Below are 18,926 nucleotides of genomic sequence, written 5' to 3' on the forward strand. Positions count from 1 at the left end.
GCCTACTTCCCCGCCACGCTCGCGGCGTCCTTGGCCTTCTGCACCTCACTGGAGCGCACCAGTTGGAAACGCAAATTGAAAGCAGAAACCCTACGCTGGTCACGCTGAGTCAGCGTAATATTGTTGGCAACGATTTCAACAAGTTCAGGCTTGGAAAGCCAAGGCGTGTTGTTGGACAGATTCCGGAGCATTTCCGACACCCGCTCGTTGGACTGAGCCATGCCCTGCATAACCACCGTTTGGTTGGTCTGCTTCAATGAGGTGATATAGACACCATCCGGTAGCTGCTGTACCAGCTCAGACAACAAGTGGACAGGAAGATTGCGATCCGACTGCAGATCTTCCACCGCCTTTTGGCGTGCTCGCAGTGCAGCAATTTCCTCTTCAATTGTCGCGATTTCCTTGATCTGACTCTCCAGCACTTTGATTTCACCTTGCAAGAAAGCATTCCGCCCCTGCTGCCCCTCGATCATCATCTGGAACCACCAATAGATGGCGCCAGCAATCAACAACCCCACCAAGGCAGATGCCAGCATGGTTGCTTGGAATGTTTCGCGCCGGCGCTTGCGCGCGGCCTCGCGGTGCGGGAGAAGGTTGATGAGAATCACTGCAGGAACCTCCGCATCGCAAGTCCGCACGAAGTGAGGTAGGACGGCGCCTCTCGGACCATCTTTTTCATGCGGACTGAACTTCCGATCTCCATGCCATCAAATGGATTGAGCACGCTGCAGGGAAAGCCGGTGTGTTGGGTCACAGCATCCGTCAAACCTTGCAATGGCGCCGAGCCCCCGGCCAGCATGATGTGATCCACCCGGTTATGCGGGGTACTCGTGAAGAAGAACTGCAGCGCTCGGCCAATCTCCTGGGAGAGACTTTCTACAAAAGGACGCAGGACTGTCGATGAATAATCGTCTGGAAGATCGCCATTGCGCTTCTTGCTTTCGGCCTCCTCGGCCGAAAACCCATACTGCCGCACGATGAGCTGGGTCAACTGCGCGCCACCGAAAGCCTGGTCCCGGTCGTACAGCACTTCATCATTCCGGATGACCTGCATGCTGGTGGTCAATGCACCCACCTCGAAAAGCGCCACCATGGTGTCCACACCCTTGCTGGGCAAGGCCTCGATCAAGCGACTGGCAGCCAGCCGGGAAGCGTGCGACTCGATATCCACGATGGCCGCCTTGAGCCCAGCAGCCTCTGCCAACCCCTGGCGGTCCTGCACCTTCTCCTTGCGCGAGGCCGCAATCAGCACCTCCACGTCGCCGGGGGAATTCTTGCTTGGCCCGATGACACAAAAATCTAGGCTCACCTCATCGAGCGAGAACGGGATGTACTGGTTGGCCTCGGACTCCACCTGCACTTCCAACTCCTGGTCGGTCATGCCAGCAGGCAGAGTGATCTTCTTGGTGATCACGGCGGATGGCGGCAGCGCCAGCGCGACATTCTTCGTGCGGGTGCCACTCTTCTTCACCAAACGGCGCAGAGCCTCGGCGACCTCATCAAATTTCTCGATGTTGCCATCCATGATCCAGCCACGCTCCAGCGGCTCGATCGCACAACGCTCGAGCACCAGGCTACCCGCCTTGTCGCGCCCTAGCTCCACCAGCTTGACACTGGAGGAACTGATGTCGATGCCCAGCAGCGGCGCGGACTGGCGACTGAACAAGGATCCCGCAGAGATCAAGATAGTCCCCCTGAAAATTGTCAACCTGACACAACAAAACTTAACATTTCACATGAATGCTATCAGTAAGCTAGTTCTCCGGCAAAGAGTTTTCCTGGATCATCTCTTCTCAACCGTTGCCAAAAGCAGACGCTCCCGCCTGCATCTCGAAGAGAGCGATCTAAGCGCCCCAAGCGCAGCATAGTCTGTTTCAGTTTGATTTTCCGAACCGCCCAATAAGGCCCAATCCCATTTTTTATAATGGCGGGCCATTTCAATTCGGAGCGATATGCCGCCCCCCGCCTCGCAGAAGCCCCCCAACGCCGCCTCCCGACACTCCTCGCCACCGCGCCCCACGTGGCTGCGCTGGCTCTTGCGCATCATGGCCTGGATGCTGGGCCTTGCCGCGGCTGGCGCGCTCGCGCTGGCATTGGTCATTGCCGTGGCCCTGGCCATGGCCTACCCGAACCTGCCCGACATCTCTGATCTGGCCGACTACCGCCCCAAGCTTCCTCTGCGGGTCTATTCCGCGGAAGGCGCGCTGCTCGGTGAATTTGGAGAAGAGCGGCGCAATCTGACACCGATTGCAGACATTCCCAAGGTGATGAAGGATGCCGTGCTGGCCATTGAAGACACGCGCTTCTTCCAGCACGGCGGCGTCGACTACAAGGGCATGCTGCGCGCTGGCCTGGCCAATCTGGGACGCATGAAAAGCCAAGGCGCATCCACCATCACCATGCAGGTGGCCCGGAATGTTTATCTCTCCTCCGAGAAGACATTCACTCGCAAAATTTACGAAATATTACTGACATTCAAGCTCGAACACTTTCTGACGAAGGACCAGATTCTTGAAATCTACATGAATCAGATTTTTCTCGGAAATCGCGCTTACGGTTTTGCCGCAGCCTCCGAAGTCTATTTTGGCAAGCCGCTTAAATCGGTATCGATCGCAGAGGCCGCCATGCTTGCGGGGCTCCCCAAGGCTCCATCGGCCTATAACCCGATCAGCAACCCCAAGCGCGCACGCGCCCGCCAGCTCCACATCATCGACCGGATGGAGGAGAACCGGTTCATCACCACCGAGCAAGCCGAGACCGCGCGCAAGGAACAACTCAAGATCCGCTCGGGAAGCGACAACACCCGCATCCATGCCGAATACGTGGCGGAAATGGCCCGCCAGCTGATCTTCGCCCAGTATGGCAACGAGGCCTACACCCGGGGACTGAACGTCTACACCACGCTCAATGCCGGTGAGCAGGAGGCCGCCTACCGCGCCCTGCGCCGCGGCATCATGGACTACGAGCGCCGCCAGCACTACCGGGGGCCGGAGAAATTCGTCACGCTGCCCACCAAGCCGCAGGAACTGGAAGAAGCCATCGACGACATCCTTGCCGACCACCCTGACAACGGCGATGTGCTCTCCGCCATGGTGCTCGAAGCCTCGGCGCGCAAGATCGTCGCCATGCGCCCCAGCGGCGACACCATCGAGATCACGGGCGATGGCCTCAAGCCCGTGCAGTCGGGACTGAGCGACAAGGCGCCGCCGAACATCAAGATCCGCCGGGGCGCCGTGATCCGCGTCGCCAAGACCACGAAGAATGGCTGGGAAGCCACCCAGTTGCCGGAAGTGGAAGGCGCCTTCGTGGCCATCGACCCGCGCAGCGGCGCCATCAAGGCGCTGGTGGGCGGCTTCGACTTCGACAAGAACAAGTTCAACCACGCGACCCAAGCCTGGCGCCAGCCTGGTTCGAGCTTCAAGCCCTTCATCTATTCAGCCGCCCTGGAAAAAGGCTTCACGCCCGCCACGGTGATCAACGACGGGCCGCTCTTCTTCGATGCTGGCGTCACCGGCGGCAAACCATGGGAACCCAAGAACTACGACGGCAAGTTCGACGGTCCGATGACCATGCGCTCGGCGCTCGCCAAGTCCAAGAACATGGTATCGATCCGCGTCCTGCAGGCCGTGGGGCCCCGCAATGGCCAGGAATGGGCCACCAAATTCGGCTTCGAGGCGGAAAAGCATCCCGCCTATCTCACCATGGCGCTGGGCGCCGGATCGGTCACCCCCATCCAGTTGGCGGTGGGCTATTCGGTGTTCGCCAATGGCGGCTACCGTGTCAATCCCTGGCTGATCACGCGCGTGACCGACCAGAAGGGGCGGGTTCTCACCGAGATACAACCCACGCCCACGGAAAACCACGAGCGCGTCATCGATGCGCGCAATGCCTTCGTCATGAACAGCCTGTTGCAGGAAATCACGCGCTCGGGCACGGCCGCCCGCGCACAGGCCACGCTCAAGCGTCCGGACCTGTACGGCAAGACCGGCACGACCAACGACGCCTGGGATGCCTGGTTCGCCGGCTTCCAGCCCACCATCGCGGCCGTGACCTGGATTGGCTACGACACGCCGCGCAACCTGGGCAGCCGTGAAACCGGCGGCGGCCTGAGCCTGCCGGTCTGGATCAGCTTCATGGAACAGGCCCTCAAGGGCGTACCCGTGATGGAGCCGACCGTCCCGGCGGGAGTGGTCAACGTCAGCGGCGAATGGTTCTACGAGGAATATGCCCGCAACGCGGGCGTGGCAAGCCTGGGCCTGGACGGCCAGGGCGCCACGGCGCAGGCACCAGGCCCCGCGCCCAATGCCCCGCCCCCCGAGGAGCGCAACCGCATCCTGGACCTGTTCCGGAACTGAAGCGCCCCGCGCATCCGCGCGGGCTGCACTTTCGCGCCGGGTGGCTTGGTGCTCAGGCCGAAAACCGCAGCGCCAGCCCCGATTGCGCCGAGGCATCGCGGCTGAGGCAGGCGAAGAACTCACCGCTGCCCTTGGTGTCCTGCCATGCCCCGGCATCCCACCGGTAGTGGTACCCCCCCGACCGCGCCGCCATCCACACTTCATGCAAGGGTTTCTGCAGGTTGATGATGATCTGGCTCCGGTTCCTGAACGTCAGCGTGACCATGCCGCCAGTACGCTGGCTGTCGATATCCGCGTCCGTCTCGTCGTTGATGCGATCGCAGGATTGTTCGATGGCCAGCAGCAATTGCTCGGCGCGGTCCATGAATTCAAGGTCGGTCATTACAATTTCAGCATGTTGAGAGCATCCCAAATTCTAGTCAGGAGCGTTGCCCTTGCTGCCGCCATGGCAAGCCTGGGCGCCTGCGGCCAGCGCGGCCCCCTGTACCTTCCGACCACGCCCGCCGCCAGCCAGCGCGCCACCCTGCCGCAGACCCTCACCCCCGGCCAGGCGGAGACCGCCCCGGCCCCACGAACCGCCCCTGCATCCTCCACCACGCCATGAACTCCACTGAACTGCCCGGCCATCCCCATATCGCCTACCGCGACAACGCCCTCTTCGTGGAGGATGTGCGCGTGAGCGACCTGGCGCGCGACCACGGCACGCCCCTGTTCGTCTATTCAACCGCGTCCATGCGCGAGGCGCTGGCGGCCTACCAGCGTGGCTTCGCCGGGCGCAAGCTGCATATCTGCTACGCCATGAAGGCCAACTCCTCGCTGGCCATGCTGCAGTTCTTCGCGCGCCAGGGCTGCGGCTTCGACATCGTCTCGGGAGGCGAGCTCGAACGCGTGCTGGCCGCCGGCGGCGAGGCTGGCAAGGTGATCTTCTCGGGCGTCGGCAAGACCCGCGCCGAGATGCGCCAGGCCCTGCAGGCCGGCATCCTGTGCTTCAACGTCGAGAGCGAGGCCGAACTGGAGGTGCTCAGCGAAGTGGCCACGGCCCTGGGCAAGCGCGCGCCGGTCAGCATCCGCGTGAACCCCAACGTGGACCCCAAGACCCACCCCTACATCTCCACCGGGCTCAAGGGCAACAAGTTCGGCGTGGCGCACGAGCGCACGCTGGCCACCTACCAGCGCGCCGCCGCGCTGCCGGGCCTGCAGGTCGTGGGCATCGACTTCCATATCGGGTCGCAGATCACCGAGGTGTCGCCCTACCTGGACGCCACCGACCGCCTGCTGGACCTGATCGAACTCATCGAAGCCGCCGGCATTCCCATCCACCACATCGACTTCGGCGGCGGCCTGGGCATCAACTACAACGGCGACACCCCGCCTGCCGCCGATGCGCTATGGCAGCAGCTGTTCGCCAAGCTCGATGCGCGCGGCTTTGGCGACCGCCAGTTCATGATCGAGCCCGGCCGCTCGCTGGTCGGCAATGCCGGCCTGTGCGCCACCGAGGTGCTCTACCTCAAGCCCGGCGAGGAAAAGAACTTCTGCATCGTCGATGCCGCCATGAACGACCTGCCCCGCCCCGCCATGTACCAGGCCTACCATGCCATCGTGCCGTTGCAGCCGCGCACCGGCAGCCCCGCCCAGGAATACGACGTGGTGGGCCCGGTGTGCGAGAGCGGCGACTGGATCGGCCGCGACCGCAGCCTGGCCGTGCAGCAGGGCGACCAGTTGGCCGTGCTGTCGGCTGGCGCCTACTGCATGGCGATGTCGAGCAACTACAACACGCGCGGACGCGCCGCCGAGGTGCTGGTCGATGGCGGCCAGGCCCACCTGATCCGCACCCGCGAAACCGCCGCGGACACCTTCCGCAACGAGCACTTGTTGCCATAACGGCACCTGGCGCCCATGGAACGGGCGCCGCAAGCTATTACTTTGATAGCAATCAACGGGCCTTGAGGGCGCCTTCCCGCGCTGCGTCGCCCTGGCGCCGCAGCGCGTGGTGCCAAACGCGCCAGCCCAGCAGGGCCGCGAGGATGGCGCCATAGACCAGCACCTCGGCGAAGTCGTTCTTGCCCGCGCGCATCCAGTAGAAATGCAGCACCGCCAGCACCGCCACGGCATACACGGAGCGGTGCAAGGCGCGCCAGCGCTTGCCGCCCAGCCAGCGGATAGCCCGGTCGAGCGAGGTGGCCGCCAGCAGCACCAGCAACGCGAACGCCAGCATGCCCACCAGGATGAACGGGCGCTTGGCAATGTCGCGCGCAATCTCGGCGGCGTCGAGCCCCATGTCGAACCCCGCGTAGCTCAGCAAATGCAGCAGCGCATAGAAGAACACGAAAAGACCCAGCATGCGCCGGAACCGGGCCAGCGCGGGCGTGCCGGTCTGCACGCGCAGCGGCGTCACGGCCAGCACCAGACACAGCATGCGCAGCGTCCAGTCCCCCAGGGAGCGGATCAGCGCCTCGGCCGGGTTGGCGCCCAACTGATCGGTCGCGGCGGCCAGCACGAGCCAGGCCAGCGGCAGCAGCGCCAGCACGAACACCACGGGCTTGGCGGCACGGTGCAGCAAGAGCTTGTTCATGGCCGTGCGCATCGGGGAGGTCAGAAGAACTTGCGCAGGTCCATGCCCGCATAGAGCTGCCCCACCTGCGCCTCGTAGCCGTTGAACATCAGCGTCTTGCGCTTCTTGGCGAACAGCCCGTCCTCGCCGATGCGCCGCTCGGTGGCCTGGCTCCAGCGCGGGTGGTCCACCTGCGGGTTCACGTTGGAATAGAAGCCATACTCCCGCGGCGCCGCCTTGTGCCAGGCGGTGAGGGGCTCCTTCTCGGTAAAACGGATCTTCACGATGCTCTTGGCGCTCTTGAAGCCGTACTTCCACGGCACCACCAGGCGCACCGGCGCGCCGTTCTGGTTGGGCAGCACCTCGCCATACATGCCGAAGGCCAACAGCGCCAGCGGGTGCAGCGCCTCGTCGAGCCGCAGGCCCTCCACATAGGGCCAGTCGAGCACGCGCGAGCCCACGCCCGGCATGCGCGCCTTGTCGGCCAGGGTCACGAACTCCACGTACTTCGCGCTGCCCAGCGGCTCCACGCGCCGGATCAGTTCGGCCAGCGAATAGCCCACCCACGGAATCACCATGGACCAGCCCTCCACGCAGCGCAGGCGGTAGATGCGCTCCTCCTGCGCGCTGAGCCGCAGCAGATCCTCGATGGCGTACTTGCCCGGCTTTTTCACCAGCCCTTCGACCTCCACCGACCAGGGATCGGGCTTGAGCGTGTGGGCGTTGCGCGCCGGGTCGGCCTTGTCGGTGCCGAACTCGTAGAAGTTGTTGTAGGTGCTGGCGTCCTGGTAGCTGGTGTGCTTCTCCATGGTGACCGCGCCCGCCACGGCCGATGCGGCCCCCGGCAAGGCCGCCAGCCTGCCGGGGCGCTGCTGCGCCTGGGCCAGTGCCTCGCGCCCGGCCCACGCGGCCAGCGTGGCACCCGCCGCCCCGGCCGCCATCAGGCGCAGCAAGGCACGGCGCTCCTCATAGACCGCGCGGGGGGTGATCTCGGAAGGAATGGGGTGCAGAAACCCCCGGTGGCGGGAAGGGATGGGCATGGCGGGTCTCCTGTGGCGCGGCGCTGTGGCTGCAGTTCGGTAGAGCAGAACAACCGCTAGTTCGTTCCGAACCCGCCGCAGGTTACACCGGCGGGAAAAAGACCGCCGCCGCGCCCGCAAGAAGCCACGCCGGGCTACAGATTGCCGTAGCTGTGCAGGCCGCTCAGGAACATGTTGACCCCGAGGAAGGCAAAGGTGGTCACCACCAGCCCCACCAGCGCCCACCAGGCCGACACCGTGCCGCGCAGCCCCTTCATCAGGCGCATGTGCAGCCAGGCGGCGTAGTTGAGCCAGACGATCAGCGCCCAGGTCTCCTTCGGGTCCCAGCTCCAGTAGCCACCCCAGGCCTCGGCGGCCCAGAGCGCACCCAGCACCGTGGCGATGGTGAAGAAGGCAAAGCCCACGGCGATCGACTTGTACATCACGTCGTCGAGCACCTCGAAGGACGGCAGGCGTTCGCCAATGCGTCGGCGGCCCATCAGGATGGCGCCGACGATGAGCGCGGAAATGCCGAAATACACCATCCAGTAGCTGCTGCCCGCCTCGGTGGAGCCCTGGCGGAACACGAGAGGCTCGAAGCACAGCACCACGCCCAGCAGCCACAGCGGTGCCAGCTTGTACCAGCGCGTCTCGCCCGCCTGCTGCTTGATGAGGTAGGCGAAGGCCACCATGGCCGACAGCGCGAAGGTGCCATAGCCGATGAAGTTGGCCGGCACGTGCAGCTTCATCCACCAGCTCTTGAGCGCGGGCACCAGCGGCTGGATCTCATGCGCCTCGCGCACCACGGTGTACCAGAGCAGGAAGCCCACGGCCGCGCTCACCACCAGCATCACGAAGGCGCCGAGCGCGCGCGTCTGGTACTGCGCCTCGTAGTACAGGTAGAACAGCGCCGTCATCCAGCAGAACATCACGAACACTTCGTAGAGGTTGCTCACCGGGATGTGGCCCACGTCAGGGCCCAGCAGGTAGCTTTCGTACCAGCGCACCATGGTGCCGATCAACGCCATGGCCACCGCCACCCAGGCCAGCCGCGAGCCCAGCAGCGACATGGTGGTGCCTTCGCCGCGCGAGAACATGCCGATCCAGTAGAACAGCGTGCTCATGAAGAAAACCATGCTCATCCACAGGATGGCGGACTGGCTGGAGAGGAAATACTTGAGACCGAACACCGCCTCGGCGCGCTCCAGGCTGCCCACGCCGTCCTGCTGGTAGAGCCCGATGGCCATCAGCGACAGTGCCGCCACCGCCAGCATGAGGGTGCGCAGCGGGCGCCAGAACCAGCCCAGCCAGATCGCGCCAGGGATGGAGCCAAGCAGGATGCCTTTCTCATACACATCCATGTAGGCCGCGTAGCGCTGCAGGGCGAACAGCCCGCCCGCCACCATGATGGCGGCGAACAGCCAGTCCATCCAGTTCCTGCGGGCGAAGAACCCTTCGTTGAGGGTCACCGTGGTGGTGGTTGCGGTGTTCATGTGGAGCCTCCATGGCGGGCCGTCGGTGCGACCCCGATGAGTTTCTCTGTCAGCTGGGCGAACTCACGGTCGCCGTCCAGCGTCTTGCGGTTGGTCGACAGCGCCATGGTGGCGCGCGTGGCACCGTCATGCGGCTTGACCCACACCCAGACGCGGCGTTCGCGGATATAGAGCATGGCGAAGATGCCGATGATCAGCAGGGCACAGCCGAGGTACACGATGTTCTTGCCGGGCGCGCGCGCCACCTCGAACACGCTGGCCTGCACCTGCGTGAAGTCCTTGAGCGCCAACACCACGGGCGCAGGATAGATCTGCGCGTCGCTCAGCGCCAGCACGGATTGCGTCATGAAGGCCAGGGTCTGGGCGCTGGCTTCGAGCGGCTTGAGCCCGGCGCGCTCGCGCGTGAGCTGGGCCAATTCGTACAGCGTGCCGTTGAGGATGCGCACCAGCACCTCGCTGGCGCGCTCGCGCTCGGCCTCGGGCACGTTCTTCTCCATGAAGCGCGAGATCGCCGGCAGGCCGCCGATGTACTGGCCGTTCTCGTCCGGCCCCCCCGCATAGAGCGTCAGCGCGCGCGCGGCGGACTGGGCGAGCTGCCCGGCCAGCTCCTTGCGGCTGCCGTCCACGGCCTGGGCCACGTAGCGGCGCACGGCCTGCTCGCGCGCCGCCGGGTCCTGCAGCGCCAGGCGCATGCGCTGGAAGCCCTCGATGCCGCCCTGGTCGTCGGCCGGCACGCGCAGGTAGCGGAAGGGCTCGGCCGGGCTGCGGCGCACGCCGAGCAGGAACACCGCCGGCCCGCCGTCGCCCATGTCCACCGGCAGCATGTAGTTGTGGTACTCGGTGGCCTGGCCGGCCGCATCGCGCAGCTTGTAACCAATGCTCGGGCCGACGTTGCGCAGGTCCTTGTTCTTCACCGTCTTGTTGGCCGCGCCCATGCGCGCGCCGATGGATTCACCCAGGTCCACCTTGCGCACATCGGCGCCGGACGAGGACTTCTCGGCGCCCTCGTTGAAGTTCTCGACGTTGATGGTGCGCAGCGACACCAGCTCCAGCGACAGCGGCTCGCCACCCGTGTTCTGCACCGGCTGCGCCTTGGCGCCGATCACGCCCTGCACCTCGAAGGGCGCCGCGCCCGGCACCATGGGCAGCGCCTGCAGCGTGACCGCCGAGCCGCCGTCGTCGAAGCCGGACTGGTAGATCTCGATGCCCCGGAAGCTGGCGGGGTGGTTGACCTCGATGCGCTGCTCGGTCTTCTCGCCCGTGGCCTTGTCGTGGATGACCACGTCGCTGGCGAACAGCTTGGGCATGCCCGATTCATAGTGCTCGATGATGAACTTCTTGAGCTCCAACGAGAACGGCAGCTCCTGCACCAGGATGCCGTCGGACTGGCTCAGGATGGCCGTGCTCGACTGGGTGCCCTCGGTCACCAGCAGGTTCCCCCGGAAGGTGGGGTTGCCTGCGCCCAGGCGGTGCTCGGCGGGCACGTCGGAGATCATGCCGCCGCCCGCGAAGGTGGATTTGCCTCCCAGCCACATCTGGGCGCGCACGATGAGGTCGCCATCGAGCAGTCCCCCCACGCAGATCAGCACGATGGCACTGTGCGCGGCGATGTAGCCGATCTTGTTGGCCGCGCCCGCCTTGGCCGCCACCATCCAGCCCGTGCCCGGGCCTGCGGCGGTGTCGCGCTGCTGGAGCTTGACCTTCCAGCCCCCGCCCGCGAGCATCTGGCCAATGCGCCGCGCCTCGGTGGCGGCGTCCTGCGCCAGCGTGGCCTCGGCCTTGTGGTGGAAGGCCCGCAGGTTCTGCTCGCGGATGTTTTCTTTGTAGGTGCGCAGGTCCACCAGGATCTTGGGGGTGTTGCGCACGATGCACAGCGAGGTGCTGATGACCAGGAACGCCAGGATCACCAGGAACCACCAGGCGCTGTAGACCGCATTGAGTTGCAGCGTGGCGAACAACTCGGCCCAGAACGGCCCGAACTGGTTCACGTAATTGATGTTCGGCTCGTGCTGCTTGAGCACGGTACCGATCACCGAGGCGATGCAGATCACCGTCAGCAGCGCGATGGCGAAGCGCATCGACGACAGCAACTCGATGCCCGAACGCAGCGCCTGCGAGCCGGTGCGAATGCGCACGCCTTGGGTGGTTTCAGACATGGAGAGGGAGTATGCAGCGCGGAAAGAAAAAGGGCGGGGCCATCTGGAGGATGGGCCCGCCCGCTTTGGGGTTAGTTATCGGCGATTGGTTCCGCACGGCGGTGGTCCGGCCACCGCGCGCAGCGCGAAAAACTCAGCGCAGGCCGGCGATGTAATCCGCCACGGCACGGATCTCGCGGTCGTTGAGCTTGGCCGCGACGCCCGCCATCTGCGCGTTGTTGGTGCGCGCGCCATCGCGGAAGGCCTTGAGCTGGCCTTCGGTGTAGCCAGCATGCTGGCCGGCCAGGCGGGGGTACTGCGCGGGAATGCCGGCGCCGTTGGGGCTGTGGCAGGCCGCGCAGGCGGCGATATTGCGGTCGGCGATGCCGCCACGGTAGATGCGCTCGCCCAGGGCGACCAGGGCCTTGTCCTTGGCGGCGCCCTCCACGGCGGGCTTGGAGGCCAGCCAGGCGGCCACGTTCTTCATGTCATCGTCCGACAGCATGGAGGCAAAGCCCTGCATGATGGGGCTGGCGCGCTTGCCGGACTTGAACTCCTGCAGTTGCTTGACCAGGTACGCGGGGTGCTGCTGCGCCAGCTTGGGGTTCTCGGCGATGCTCGAATTGCCGTCGGCCGCATGGCAGGCGACGCAGACCGTGGAATAGCTGGCCTCGCCCTTGGCGAGGTCGGCCTTGGCCGGAGCGACGGCGCCGGCAGCGAAGGCCGGGAAAGCGGGAGCTGCCAGCACGGCAGCCATGAGCAAGGAGGCGAGCAACTTCATATCGAGGGACTTATTGATGGTGGCGCAAAACCGTGCGATTCTACAATGAGGCTCCAACGCCTCCAATCGACCCATGAATCCCTCCGTTTCCGCGCCAGCTGCTGGCCCCGTTCCCCCCGTGGCCGACGCCCGGGCCGCCATGGGCTGGATGCACACCGCGCGCTTTCTCACCACGGCGGCGCAGCTGCACCAGCTGCCCGAGGTGGACGTGCCCGAAATCGCCTTCGTGGGCCGCTCCAACGCTGGCAAATCCACCTGCATCAACACGCTGACGCAACAGAAGCAACTGGCCTTCGCGTCCAAGAAACCTGGCCGCACGCAGCACATCAACCTGTTCTCGCTTGGCCGCCAGGGCCAGACGGACGCCGTGCTGGCCGACCTGCCCGGCTACGGCTACGCCGCCGTCTCGCGCTCGGACAAGGTGCGCTGGCAGCAGGTGATGGTGAACTACCTCGTCAGCCGCAAGAGCCTGACCGGCATCGTGCTGCTGTGCGATCCCCGCCTGGGCCTGACCGAGCTGGACGAGGCCCTGCTCGAAGTAGTGCGCCCGCGTGTCGAGGAGGGGCTGAAGTTCCTGGTGCTGTTGACCAAGGCCGACAAGCTCACCCGCGCCGAGCAGGCCAAGGCGCTGTCCATTGGGCGACTGCAGGCCGGCGGCGGCGAGGTGAAGATGTTCTCCGCGCTCAAGAAACAGGGCGTGGACGAAACCGCGCTGCTGCTGTGGCAATGGGCGCATCCGGCAACACAAGCCGCCGCCCCTGCCGAACCCCAGGGCGCCGACACTCCCGACCACGAGGACTGACGGCCGGCGCCGGGCAACGGCGGTTTCATTTTGAGCAAAAACAGCCTCCAGCGCTTACGCAGAAAGCGCTGACAGCTATCACTTTTGATAGAAAATGATCACCACCACCGACGTTGCCCTGCCCCACGGCACCACCCTGCACTGCCGCGTGAGCGGCGAACGCGGCCGGCCCGTGCTGCTGTTCCTGCACGGCTTTCCCGAGGGCGCCTTCATCTGGGACGGCCTGCTGGAGCATTTCTCCCAGCCCGCCCACGGCGGCTACCGCTGCGTGGCGCCCTACCTGCGCGGCTTCGGCGCCTCCAGCAGCCCCACCGAGGTGGCGGCCTACCGCCCGAAATTCCTCGTGCAGGACCTGGCCGCGCTGATCGCCCTTGAGGCCGGCGGCGCGCCCCTGGCCTGCCTGGTGGCGCACGACTGGGGCGGCGCCGTGGCCTGGAACCTCGCCAACCAGCACCCCGCGCTGCTGCAGCGCCTGGCCATCGTCAATTCGCCACACCCCGGCGCCTTCCTGCGCGAGCTGCAGCACAGCCCGGCGCAGCAGGCCGCCAGCCAGTACATGCACTTCCTGTGCCGCCCCGACGCCGAGGCGCTGCTCGCCGAGAACGATTTCCGCCGCCTGTTCGCCTTCTTCGACGCTCCAGACGGCACGCCGCCCGCCTGGCTGACCGAGGACGTGCGCCAGCAATACCGCGCGCTGTGGCGGCAGGGTTTGACGGGCGCCTGCAACTACTACCGCGCCAGCCCGCTGCGCCCGCCGCGCGACGGCGACCCCGGCGCGGCCGCGGTGACGATGCCGGAATCCATGCTCAGCGTGGCCGTGCCCACGCTGGTGCTCTGGGGGCTGGACGACCCCGCCCTGCTGCCCGGCCTGCTCGACGGCCTGCCGGGCTGGGTTCCGCGCCTGCAGTTGCAGCGCGTGGAGGGCGCCTCGCACTGGCTGGTGCACGAGATGCCCGAGCGGCTGGTGCAAGCGCTGGCGCCTTTTTTGCTACCAAATTAATAGCTCATGGCGCTTATGAAATAAGCGCCAAAGACCAATTTCACTGATAGACAGAGGGCTCACCCTCGGGCCGTGTCTTGAAGCGCTTGTGCACCCAGTAGTACTGGCCGGGCATGGTGTCGATGGCGGCCTGCAGTTCACGGTTCATGCGTGCCGTGTCGGCTTCCACGTCCTCGGTGGGGAAATGCTCCCATGCCGGGGTGATCTCGGCCACGTAGCCCGTGGGCGTCATGCGCGTGTACATGCCCACCACCTTGGCGCGGCCCAGCCGCGCGAAGCGCGACAGCGAAGGCACCGTGGCCGCCTGCACGCCGTAGAACGGCACGAAGATCGACTCCCCCGCGCCGAAGTCCATGTCGGGCAGCAGGTACAGCAGCCCGCCCTTGCGCAGGTTGGAGATGATGGGCTTGACCCCATCGGCCCGGTTGAGCATGCGCACATCGCCAAAGCGCTGGCGCCCCGCCATGAACCAGGCGTCCACGGCCGGGTCGGGATGGGTGGAAAAAATCGAGGTGAACGCGCGCGTGGTGCGCAAGGGCAGTGCCAGCCCCCCGGCGTCCATGCCATAGAAGTGCGGCGCGAAGATGATGGTGGGCGTGTCCCCCTCCAGCTCCTGCAGCGCGCCCTGCAGTTGCACCCGCCGCAGCACCACCTCGCGCGGCGCGGCCCACAGCCAGCCGCGGTCCAGCCAGGCCTGGCAGAAGCGCACGAAGGTCTCGCGCGCCCAGGCCTGGTGCTGCGCGGGCGTGGCCCGCGGAAAGCACCGCTCCAAATTGCGCAGCGCGATCCTGCGGCGCGGCACGGCCAGCACGAACAGCACGCGGCCGATCAGCCAGCCCATGGCGCGCAACACCGGCAGCGGCAGGCGCGCCAGCACCTGCCGCATGAACCAGACCCCCAGGCGCCCGGTCATGCGGCGCCTCCGCCAAGCGCCTCGGCGCGCGGCTGCTTGTAGCGCGCATAACCCCACAGGTACTGCTGCGGGCACTGGCGGATGACATGCTCCATGGCCTGGTTGATCTGCGGCACGGCGGCCTCCAAGGTATCGGCAAGGGGAACAGGCAAGGGCTCCAGGCGGACCACGTAGCCCCGCCCCCACGGCAGGCGCTCGGCATGCACCAGCAGCACCGTGGCCCCGGTCTGCTGCGCCAGGCGCGCGGCCAGGGTCATGGTGTAGGCGGTGCGGCCGAAGAACGGCGCCCACAGGCCCTGCCCCTCGGGCGGCACCTGGTCGGGCAGCAGCCCCACGGCCTCCCCCCGGCGCAGCGCCTTGATCATCTGGCGCACACCGGCCAGCGTGGTCGGCACGGCCTGCATGCCGGGGCGGTTGCGCGCGGTCTCCATCACCTTGGCCAGCCAGGGCTGGCGCGCCGGGCGATAGAGCACGGTGATCGGGCCGTGCGTGGCGCCCCAGCGCTGGGCCACGGCCTGCGCCGTGAGCTCGAAGCAGCCCAGGTGCGGAGTGAGCAGAATGATGCCGCGCCCGGCCGCATGGGCCTGCTCCACGCAGGCCTCGCCCACCAGCCGGTAGGACGGCGTCGCGCCCAGCCACAGGCGTGGCAGCTCGGCCACCATGCGCCCGGCGTGGGCCACGGCGGCGCGCACCTGCGCGAAGCGGTAGCCCGCCAGCGCAGCGTTCTCGACGAAGCGGCGCCGGTAGGTGGGCGAGCCCAGGAAGGCCACCCAGCCCATGGCAAAGCCCAGTGCGTGCAGCAACCACAGCGGAAGAATGGAGAAAAACCGGAACACAATAGGCATTAAAATGGACGGGTCGCTGAGTTAAATGAGCAACTTGCAGGGCGACGGTAAATAAATCTGCTAAAGCGTTCGCCAAAGCTCCCAAGGCTTCGGGCAACGCCCAAAAATGCCGGAACACAGGAGTTTATTCAAATGGCGAACGACTTTCTCTTCACATCGGAATCCGTCTCTGAAGGCCACCCCGACAAGGTGGCCGACCAGATCTCCGATGCGATCCTCGACGCGATCTTCACCCAGGACCCGCGCTCCCGCGTCGCCGCCGAAACGCTGTGCAACACCGGCCTGGTGGTGCTGGCCGGTGAAATCACCACCAACGCCCATGTCGACTACATCCAGGTGGCGCGCGACACCATCAAGCGCATCGGCTACGACAACACCGAATACGGCATCGACTACAAGGGCTGCGCCGTGCTCGTGGCCTACGACAAGCAGAGCAACGACATCGCCCAGGGCGTGGACCATGCCTCCGACGACCACCTCAACACCGGCGCCGGCGACCAGGGCCTGATGTTCGGCTACGCCTGCGACGAGACGCCCGAGCTGATGCCCGCGCCCATCTACTACGCCCACCGCCTGGTGGAGCGCCAGGCCCAGCTGCGCAAGGACGGCCGCATGCCCTTCCTGCGCCCCGACGCCAAGAGCCAGGTGACCATGCGCTACGTGGACGGTAAGCCCCACAGCATCGACACCGTGGTGCTCTCCAGCCAGCACAGCCCCGAGATGAGCGACGGCCACCACATGAAGCCCGCCTTCATCGAGGCGGTCATCGAGGACATCATCAAGCCGGTGCTGCCCAAGGACTGGATCACGGCCGACACCAAGTACCTCATCAACCCCACCGGCCGTTTCGTCATCGGCGGCCCGCAGGGCGACTGCGGCCTCACCGGCCGCAAGATCATCGTGGACACCTACGGCGGCGCCTGCCCCCACGGCGGCGGCGCGTTCTCGGGCAAGGACCCGACCAAGGTGGACCGCTCGGCCGCCTACGCCGCGCGCTACGTGGCCAAGAACATCGTGGCCGCCGGCCTGGCGCGCCAGTGCCAGATCCAGGTGGCCTACGCCATCGGCGTGGCCCGGCCCATGAACGTGACGGTCTACACCGAAGGCACGGGCGTGATCCCCGACGCGCAGCTCGCCCAACTGGTGCAGGAGCACTTCGACCTGCGCCCCAAGGGCATCATCCAGATGCTCGACCTGCTGCGCCCGATCTACAGCAAGACCGCCGCCTACGGCCACTTCGGCCGCGAGGAGCCCGAGTTCACCTGGGAGCGCACGGACAAGGCGGCGGCGCTGCGCGCAGCGGCGGGGCTGTAAGCCCGGCGTTTGCCGCAAGGCAAACCTTGGGTTTTGGGGCGGAGTTCATATCGCGCAGCGGTGTGAACGCAGACCACAAGGCCACATGCACCCACCGCGCCCGACAAGGCAACCGAGCATGTACGACACCGCCCTCCTCATCGGCCGCTTCGAGCCCGTGCACCAAGGCCATCTGGCCCTGCTGCGGCATGGCCTGGCCCGGGCGCGCGAGGTCATCGTGGTCCTGGGCTCGGCCTGGCAGGCGCGCTCGCCCAAGAACCCCTTCACCTGGCAGGAGCGCGCCGACATGGTGCGCGGCGCACTGACAGAGGCCGACCGTGCCCGCGTCCGTTTCCTGCCGGTGCGCGACTGCTACAACGAACCCGTCTGGGTCCAGGCCGTGCGCCAGGGCGTGGACGGGCTGCTCGCCACGCCACCGGGGACGCCCGCGCCACGCATCGGCCTGGTCGGGCATTTCAAGGACGCCTCCAGCGGCTATCTGCGCAGCTTCCCCGGCTGGGACCTCATGGACCTGGAGCGCCAGGGCGGCATGGACGCCACCGCCATCCGAGACGCCTATTTCGGTGCGCCGGCCGACCCCGCCGCCGCGCTGGCGCCCCTGGCGCATGCCATGCCCGCCAACGTCCTGGACTTCCTGCACGGCTTCGCGCGACACCCCGACTACGCCCGCCTGCGGGAGGAATGGCACATGCTGCGCGGCTACCGCGCCGCCTGGGCCGCCGCGCCCTACCCGCCCGTGTTCGTGACGGTGGACGCCCTGCTGCGCTGCCAGGGCCACGTGCTGCTGATCCGCCGCGCCCATGCCCCCGGCAAGGGCTTGTGGGCCCTGCCCGGCGGTTTCCTGGAACCACGCGACACGCTGTGGCGGTCCTGCCTGCGCGAACTGGCCGAGGAAACCGGCTGCGCCCTGCCCGAGGCCCGTTTGCGCGCCGCCCTGCGCCAAGTGGCCGTGTTCGACCACCCGGACCGCAGCCAGCGTGGCCGCACCATCACGCACACGCACTTCTTCGACCTGGAAGACACCCCTCTGCCAGCCGTTCAGGGCGGCGACGACGCCCTGCACGCCCAATGGATCGCGCAGGACCGCCTGGCCGCGATGGAGGACCAGTTCTTCGAAGACCACTTCCACATGCTGGACCAGTTCCTGCGGATTTCCGGCCCGGCGCCGGTGGCGCCAGACCCGCGCTCCTGAAACGGCGCGATTCCCCCCGCCTGCGGGCCGGAATACCCGGCGGCCCCTTGAAAGGCCGGCAAAAGCCCTTATGATTAGCACTCGCCCAAGATGAGTGCTAACAACCCGTCCCAAGGCTGAATTCCACGGCGCCTGGCCCCCAGGCGCGTTGAGATGATCCCGTTTTTTTGAACCCAGGAGATTTGCACATGAAACTTCGCCCCCTGCACGACCGCGTGATCGTCAAGCGCATCGAGAGCGAGACCAAGACCGCTTCGGGCATCTTCATCCCCGACAACGCCGCCGAGAAGCCCGACCAGGGTGAAGTGCTGGCCGTGGGCCCGGGCAAGAAGAACGACAAGGGCGAGCTGGGCGCGATGAGCGTCAAGGTGGGCGACCGCGTTCTGTTCGGCAAGTACAGCGGCCAGACCGTCAAGGTCGATGGCGACGAGCTGCTGGTCATGAAGGAAGACGACCTGTTCGCGGTCGTCGAGAAGTAAGCCCTTCCGCTTCACTCACTTTTTCATAGCTGCTGGCGCTTGATAAA

18 protein-coding genes are annotated in these 18,926 nt (G+C 66.2%); 8 read left to right on the forward strand and 10 right to left on the reverse strand.

The features are described from left to right. Window positions 1–2 precede the first annotated feature (2 nt). Together D8S75_RS02900 and D8S75_RS02905 are read right to left on the reverse strand one after the other, a co-directional pair. Window positions 3–608 (reverse strand): PilN domain-containing protein, encoded by a 606-nt coding sequence (locus D8S75_RS02900; protein ID WP_119964452.1) that lies wholly within the window; start codon window positions 606–608, stop codon window positions 3–5. Further along, window positions 605–1,684 carry a pilus assembly protein PilM gene (locus D8S75_RS02905; RefSeq protein WP_119964756.1) on the reverse strand — a complete coding sequence of 360 codons (1,080 nt, stop codon included), beginning with the start codon at window positions 1,682–1,684 and terminating at the stop codon, window positions 605–607. The genes D8S75_RS02900 and D8S75_RS02905 overlap by 4 nt, the downstream gene beginning before the upstream one ends. Before the next feature lie 268 nt (window positions 1,685–1,952). Between D8S75_RS02905 and D8S75_RS02910 the strand changes: the two genes are divergently transcribed. Further along, entirely contained in the window at window positions 1,953–4,355 is a 2,403-nt protein-coding gene (locus D8S75_RS02910) for a penicillin-binding protein 1A (protein WP_119964453.1), read from the forward strand. Between the two features lie 52 nt (window positions 4,356–4,407). Here the strand turns inward: D8S75_RS02910 and cyaY are convergent, their stop codons facing one another. After that, entirely contained in the window at window positions 4,408–4,737 is a 330-nt protein-coding gene (cyaY, locus tag D8S75_RS02915) for an iron donor protein CyaY (RefSeq protein ID WP_119964454.1), read from the reverse strand. 12 nt (window positions 4,738–4,749) lie between these two features. Between cyaY and lptM the strand changes: the two genes are divergently transcribed. Both lptM and lysA read left to right on the forward strand, forming a co-directional pair. Then, window positions 4,750–4,959, forward strand: coding sequence for an LPS translocon maturation chaperone LptM (lptM, locus tag D8S75_RS02920; RefSeq protein WP_119964455.1), 210 nt, complete (start codon window positions 4,750–4,752; stop codon window positions 4,957–4,959). Next, window positions 4,956–6,236, forward strand: coding sequence for a diaminopimelate decarboxylase (lysA, locus tag D8S75_RS02925; protein WP_119964456.1), 1,281 nt, complete (start codon window positions 4,956–4,958; stop codon window positions 6,234–6,236). Before lptM ends, lysA begins: the two co-directional genes overlap by 4 nt. A 52-nt stretch (window positions 6,237–6,288) precedes the next feature. On the opposite strand, the gene msrQ is transcribed toward lysA, so the two are convergent. The 5 genes from msrQ to D8S75_RS02950 all read right to left on the reverse strand — a co-directional run bounded on the left by msrQ (window position 6,289) and on the right by D8S75_RS02950 (window position 12,334). Continuing rightward, window positions 6,289–6,927 (reverse strand): protein-methionine-sulfoxide reductase heme-binding subunit MsrQ, encoded by a 639-nt coding sequence (msrQ, locus tag D8S75_RS02930; protein ID WP_119964757.1) that lies wholly within the window; start codon window positions 6,925–6,927, stop codon window positions 6,289–6,291. Between the two features lie 20 nt (window positions 6,928–6,947). Further along, window positions 6,948–7,946, reverse strand: a complete 999-nt coding sequence (gene msrP, locus D8S75_RS02935) for a protein-methionine-sulfoxide reductase catalytic subunit MsrP (protein ID WP_119964457.1) — start codon at window positions 7,944–7,946, stop codon at window positions 6,948–6,950. Between the two features lie 134 nt (window positions 7,947–8,080). Further along, entirely contained in the window at window positions 8,081–9,418 is a 1,338-nt protein-coding gene (ccsB, locus tag D8S75_RS02940) for a c-type cytochrome biogenesis protein CcsB (protein WP_119964458.1), read from the reverse strand. Further along, complete coding sequence (locus D8S75_RS02945; RefSeq protein WP_119964459.1) at window positions 9,415–11,574, reverse strand: cytochrome c biogenesis protein ResB; 2,160 nt, start codon at window positions 11,572–11,574, stop codon at window positions 9,415–9,417. The genes ccsB and D8S75_RS02945 overlap by 4 nt, the downstream gene beginning before the upstream one ends. Before the next feature lie 133 nt (window positions 11,575–11,707). Beyond that, a complete protein-coding gene (locus D8S75_RS02950) occupies window positions 11,708–12,334 on the reverse strand; it encodes a c-type cytochrome (RefSeq protein WP_119964460.1) in 627 nt (208 codons plus the stop codon). A gap of 73 nt (window positions 12,335–12,407) precedes the next feature. Between D8S75_RS02950 and yihA the strand changes: the two genes are divergently transcribed. After that, entirely contained in the window at window positions 12,408–13,136 is a 729-nt protein-coding gene (yihA, locus tag D8S75_RS02955) for a ribosome biogenesis GTP-binding protein YihA/YsxC (protein WP_119964461.1), read from the forward strand. Between the two features lie 94 nt (window positions 13,137–13,230). Next, a complete protein-coding gene (locus tag D8S75_RS02960; protein ID WP_119964462.1) occupies window positions 13,231–14,136 on the forward strand; it encodes an alpha/beta fold hydrolase in 906 nt (301 codons plus the stop codon). A gap of 40 nt (window positions 14,137–14,176) precedes the next feature. Here the strand turns inward: D8S75_RS02960 and D8S75_RS02965 are convergent, their stop codons facing one another. Next, complete coding sequence (locus D8S75_RS02965) at window positions 14,177–15,049, reverse strand: lysophospholipid acyltransferase family protein (protein ID WP_119964463.1); 873 nt, start codon at window positions 15,047–15,049, stop codon at window positions 14,177–14,179. Beyond that, window positions 15,046–15,894, reverse strand: coding sequence for a lysophospholipid acyltransferase family protein (locus D8S75_RS02970; protein WP_119964464.1), 849 nt, complete (start codon window positions 15,892–15,894; stop codon window positions 15,046–15,048). The genes D8S75_RS02965 and D8S75_RS02970 overlap by 4 nt, the downstream gene beginning before the upstream one ends. 132 nt (window positions 15,895–16,026) lie before the next feature. Here D8S75_RS02970 and metK point away from each other — a divergent pair, with 132 nt between their 5' ends. The 3 genes from metK (at window position 16,027) to D8S75_RS02985 (ending at window position 18,879) form a co-directional block, all read left to right on the forward strand. Further along, window positions 16,027–17,208 carry a methionine adenosyltransferase gene (gene metK, locus D8S75_RS02975; protein ID WP_119964465.1) on the forward strand — a complete coding sequence of 394 codons (1,182 nt, stop codon included), beginning with the start codon at window positions 16,027–16,029 and terminating at the stop codon, window positions 17,206–17,208. A gap of 118 nt (window positions 17,209–17,326) precedes the next feature. Then, window positions 17,327–18,400, forward strand: coding sequence for a bifunctional nicotinamide-nucleotide adenylyltransferase/Nudix hydroxylase (locus D8S75_RS02980; protein ID WP_119964466.1), 1,074 nt, complete (start codon window positions 17,327–17,329; stop codon window positions 18,398–18,400). Window positions 18,401–18,588: 188 nt separating this feature from the next. Then, window positions 18,589–18,879: a co-chaperone GroES gene (locus D8S75_RS02985; protein ID WP_119964467.1), complete on the forward strand. Its 291-nt coding sequence runs from the start codon at window positions 18,589–18,591 to the stop codon at window positions 18,877–18,879. Window positions 18,880–18,926 lie beyond the last annotated feature (47 nt).

Source organism: Simplicispira lacusdiani, assembly GCF_003604195.1.
In the GTDB taxonomy this organism is placed as follows: Bacteria; Pseudomonadota; Gammaproteobacteria; order Burkholderiales; family Burkholderiaceae_C; genus Simplicispira; species Simplicispira lacusdiani.

Excerpts from the sequence above, each read along its gene's own strand:
- D8S75_RS02910 (WP_119964453.1), top strand. The coding sequence starts at position 1,953 with ATGCCGCCCCCCGCCTCGCAGAAGCCCCCCAACGCCGCCTCCCGACAC.
- cyaY (WP_119964454.1), bottom strand. The coding sequence starts at position 4,737 with ATGACCGACCTTGAATTCATGGACCGCGCCGAGCAATTGCTGCTGGCC.
- lptM (WP_119964455.1), top strand. The coding sequence starts at position 4,750 with ATGTTGAGAGCATCCCAAATTCTAGTCAGGAGCGTTGCCCTTGCTGCC.
- lysA (WP_119964456.1), top strand. The coding sequence starts at position 4,956 with ATGAACTCCACTGAACTGCCCGGCCATCCCCATATCGCCTACCGCGAC.
- msrQ (WP_119964757.1), bottom strand. The coding sequence starts at position 6,927 with ATGAACAAGCTCTTGCTGCACCGTGCCGCCAAGCCCGTGGTGTTCGTG.
- msrP (WP_119964457.1), bottom strand. The coding sequence starts at position 7,946 with ATGCCCATCCCTTCCCGCCACCGGGGGTTTCTGCACCCCATTCCTTCC.
- ccsB (WP_119964458.1), bottom strand. The coding sequence starts at position 9,418 with ATGAACACCGCAACCACCACCACGGTGACCCTCAACGAAGGGTTCTTC.
- D8S75_RS02945 (WP_119964459.1), bottom strand. The coding sequence starts at position 11,574 with ATGTCTGAAACCACCCAAGGCGTGCGCATTCGCACCGGCTCGCAGGCG.
- D8S75_RS02950 (WP_119964460.1), bottom strand. The coding sequence starts at position 12,334 with ATGAAGTTGCTCGCCTCCTTGCTCATGGCTGCCGTGCTGGCAGCTCCC.
- yihA (WP_119964461.1), top strand. The coding sequence starts at position 12,408 with ATGAATCCCTCCGTTTCCGCGCCAGCTGCTGGCCCCGTTCCCCCCGTG.
- D8S75_RS02960 (WP_119964462.1), top strand. The coding sequence starts at position 13,231 with ATGATCACCACCACCGACGTTGCCCTGCCCCACGGCACCACCCTGCAC.
- D8S75_RS02965 (WP_119964463.1), bottom strand. The coding sequence starts at position 15,049 with ATGACCGGGCGCCTGGGGGTCTGGTTCATGCGGCAGGTGCTGGCGCGC.
- D8S75_RS02970 (WP_119964464.1), bottom strand. The coding sequence starts at position 15,894 with ATGCCTATTGTGTTCCGGTTTTTCTCCATTCTTCCGCTGTGGTTGCTG.
- metK (WP_119964465.1), top strand. The coding sequence starts at position 16,027 with ATGGCGAACGACTTTCTCTTCACATCGGAATCCGTCTCTGAAGGCCAC.
- D8S75_RS02980 (WP_119964466.1), top strand. The coding sequence starts at position 17,327 with ATGTACGACACCGCCCTCCTCATCGGCCGCTTCGAGCCCGTGCACCAA.
- D8S75_RS02985 (WP_119964467.1), top strand. The coding sequence starts at position 18,589 with ATGAAACTTCGCCCCCTGCACGACCGCGTGATCGTCAAGCGCATCGAG.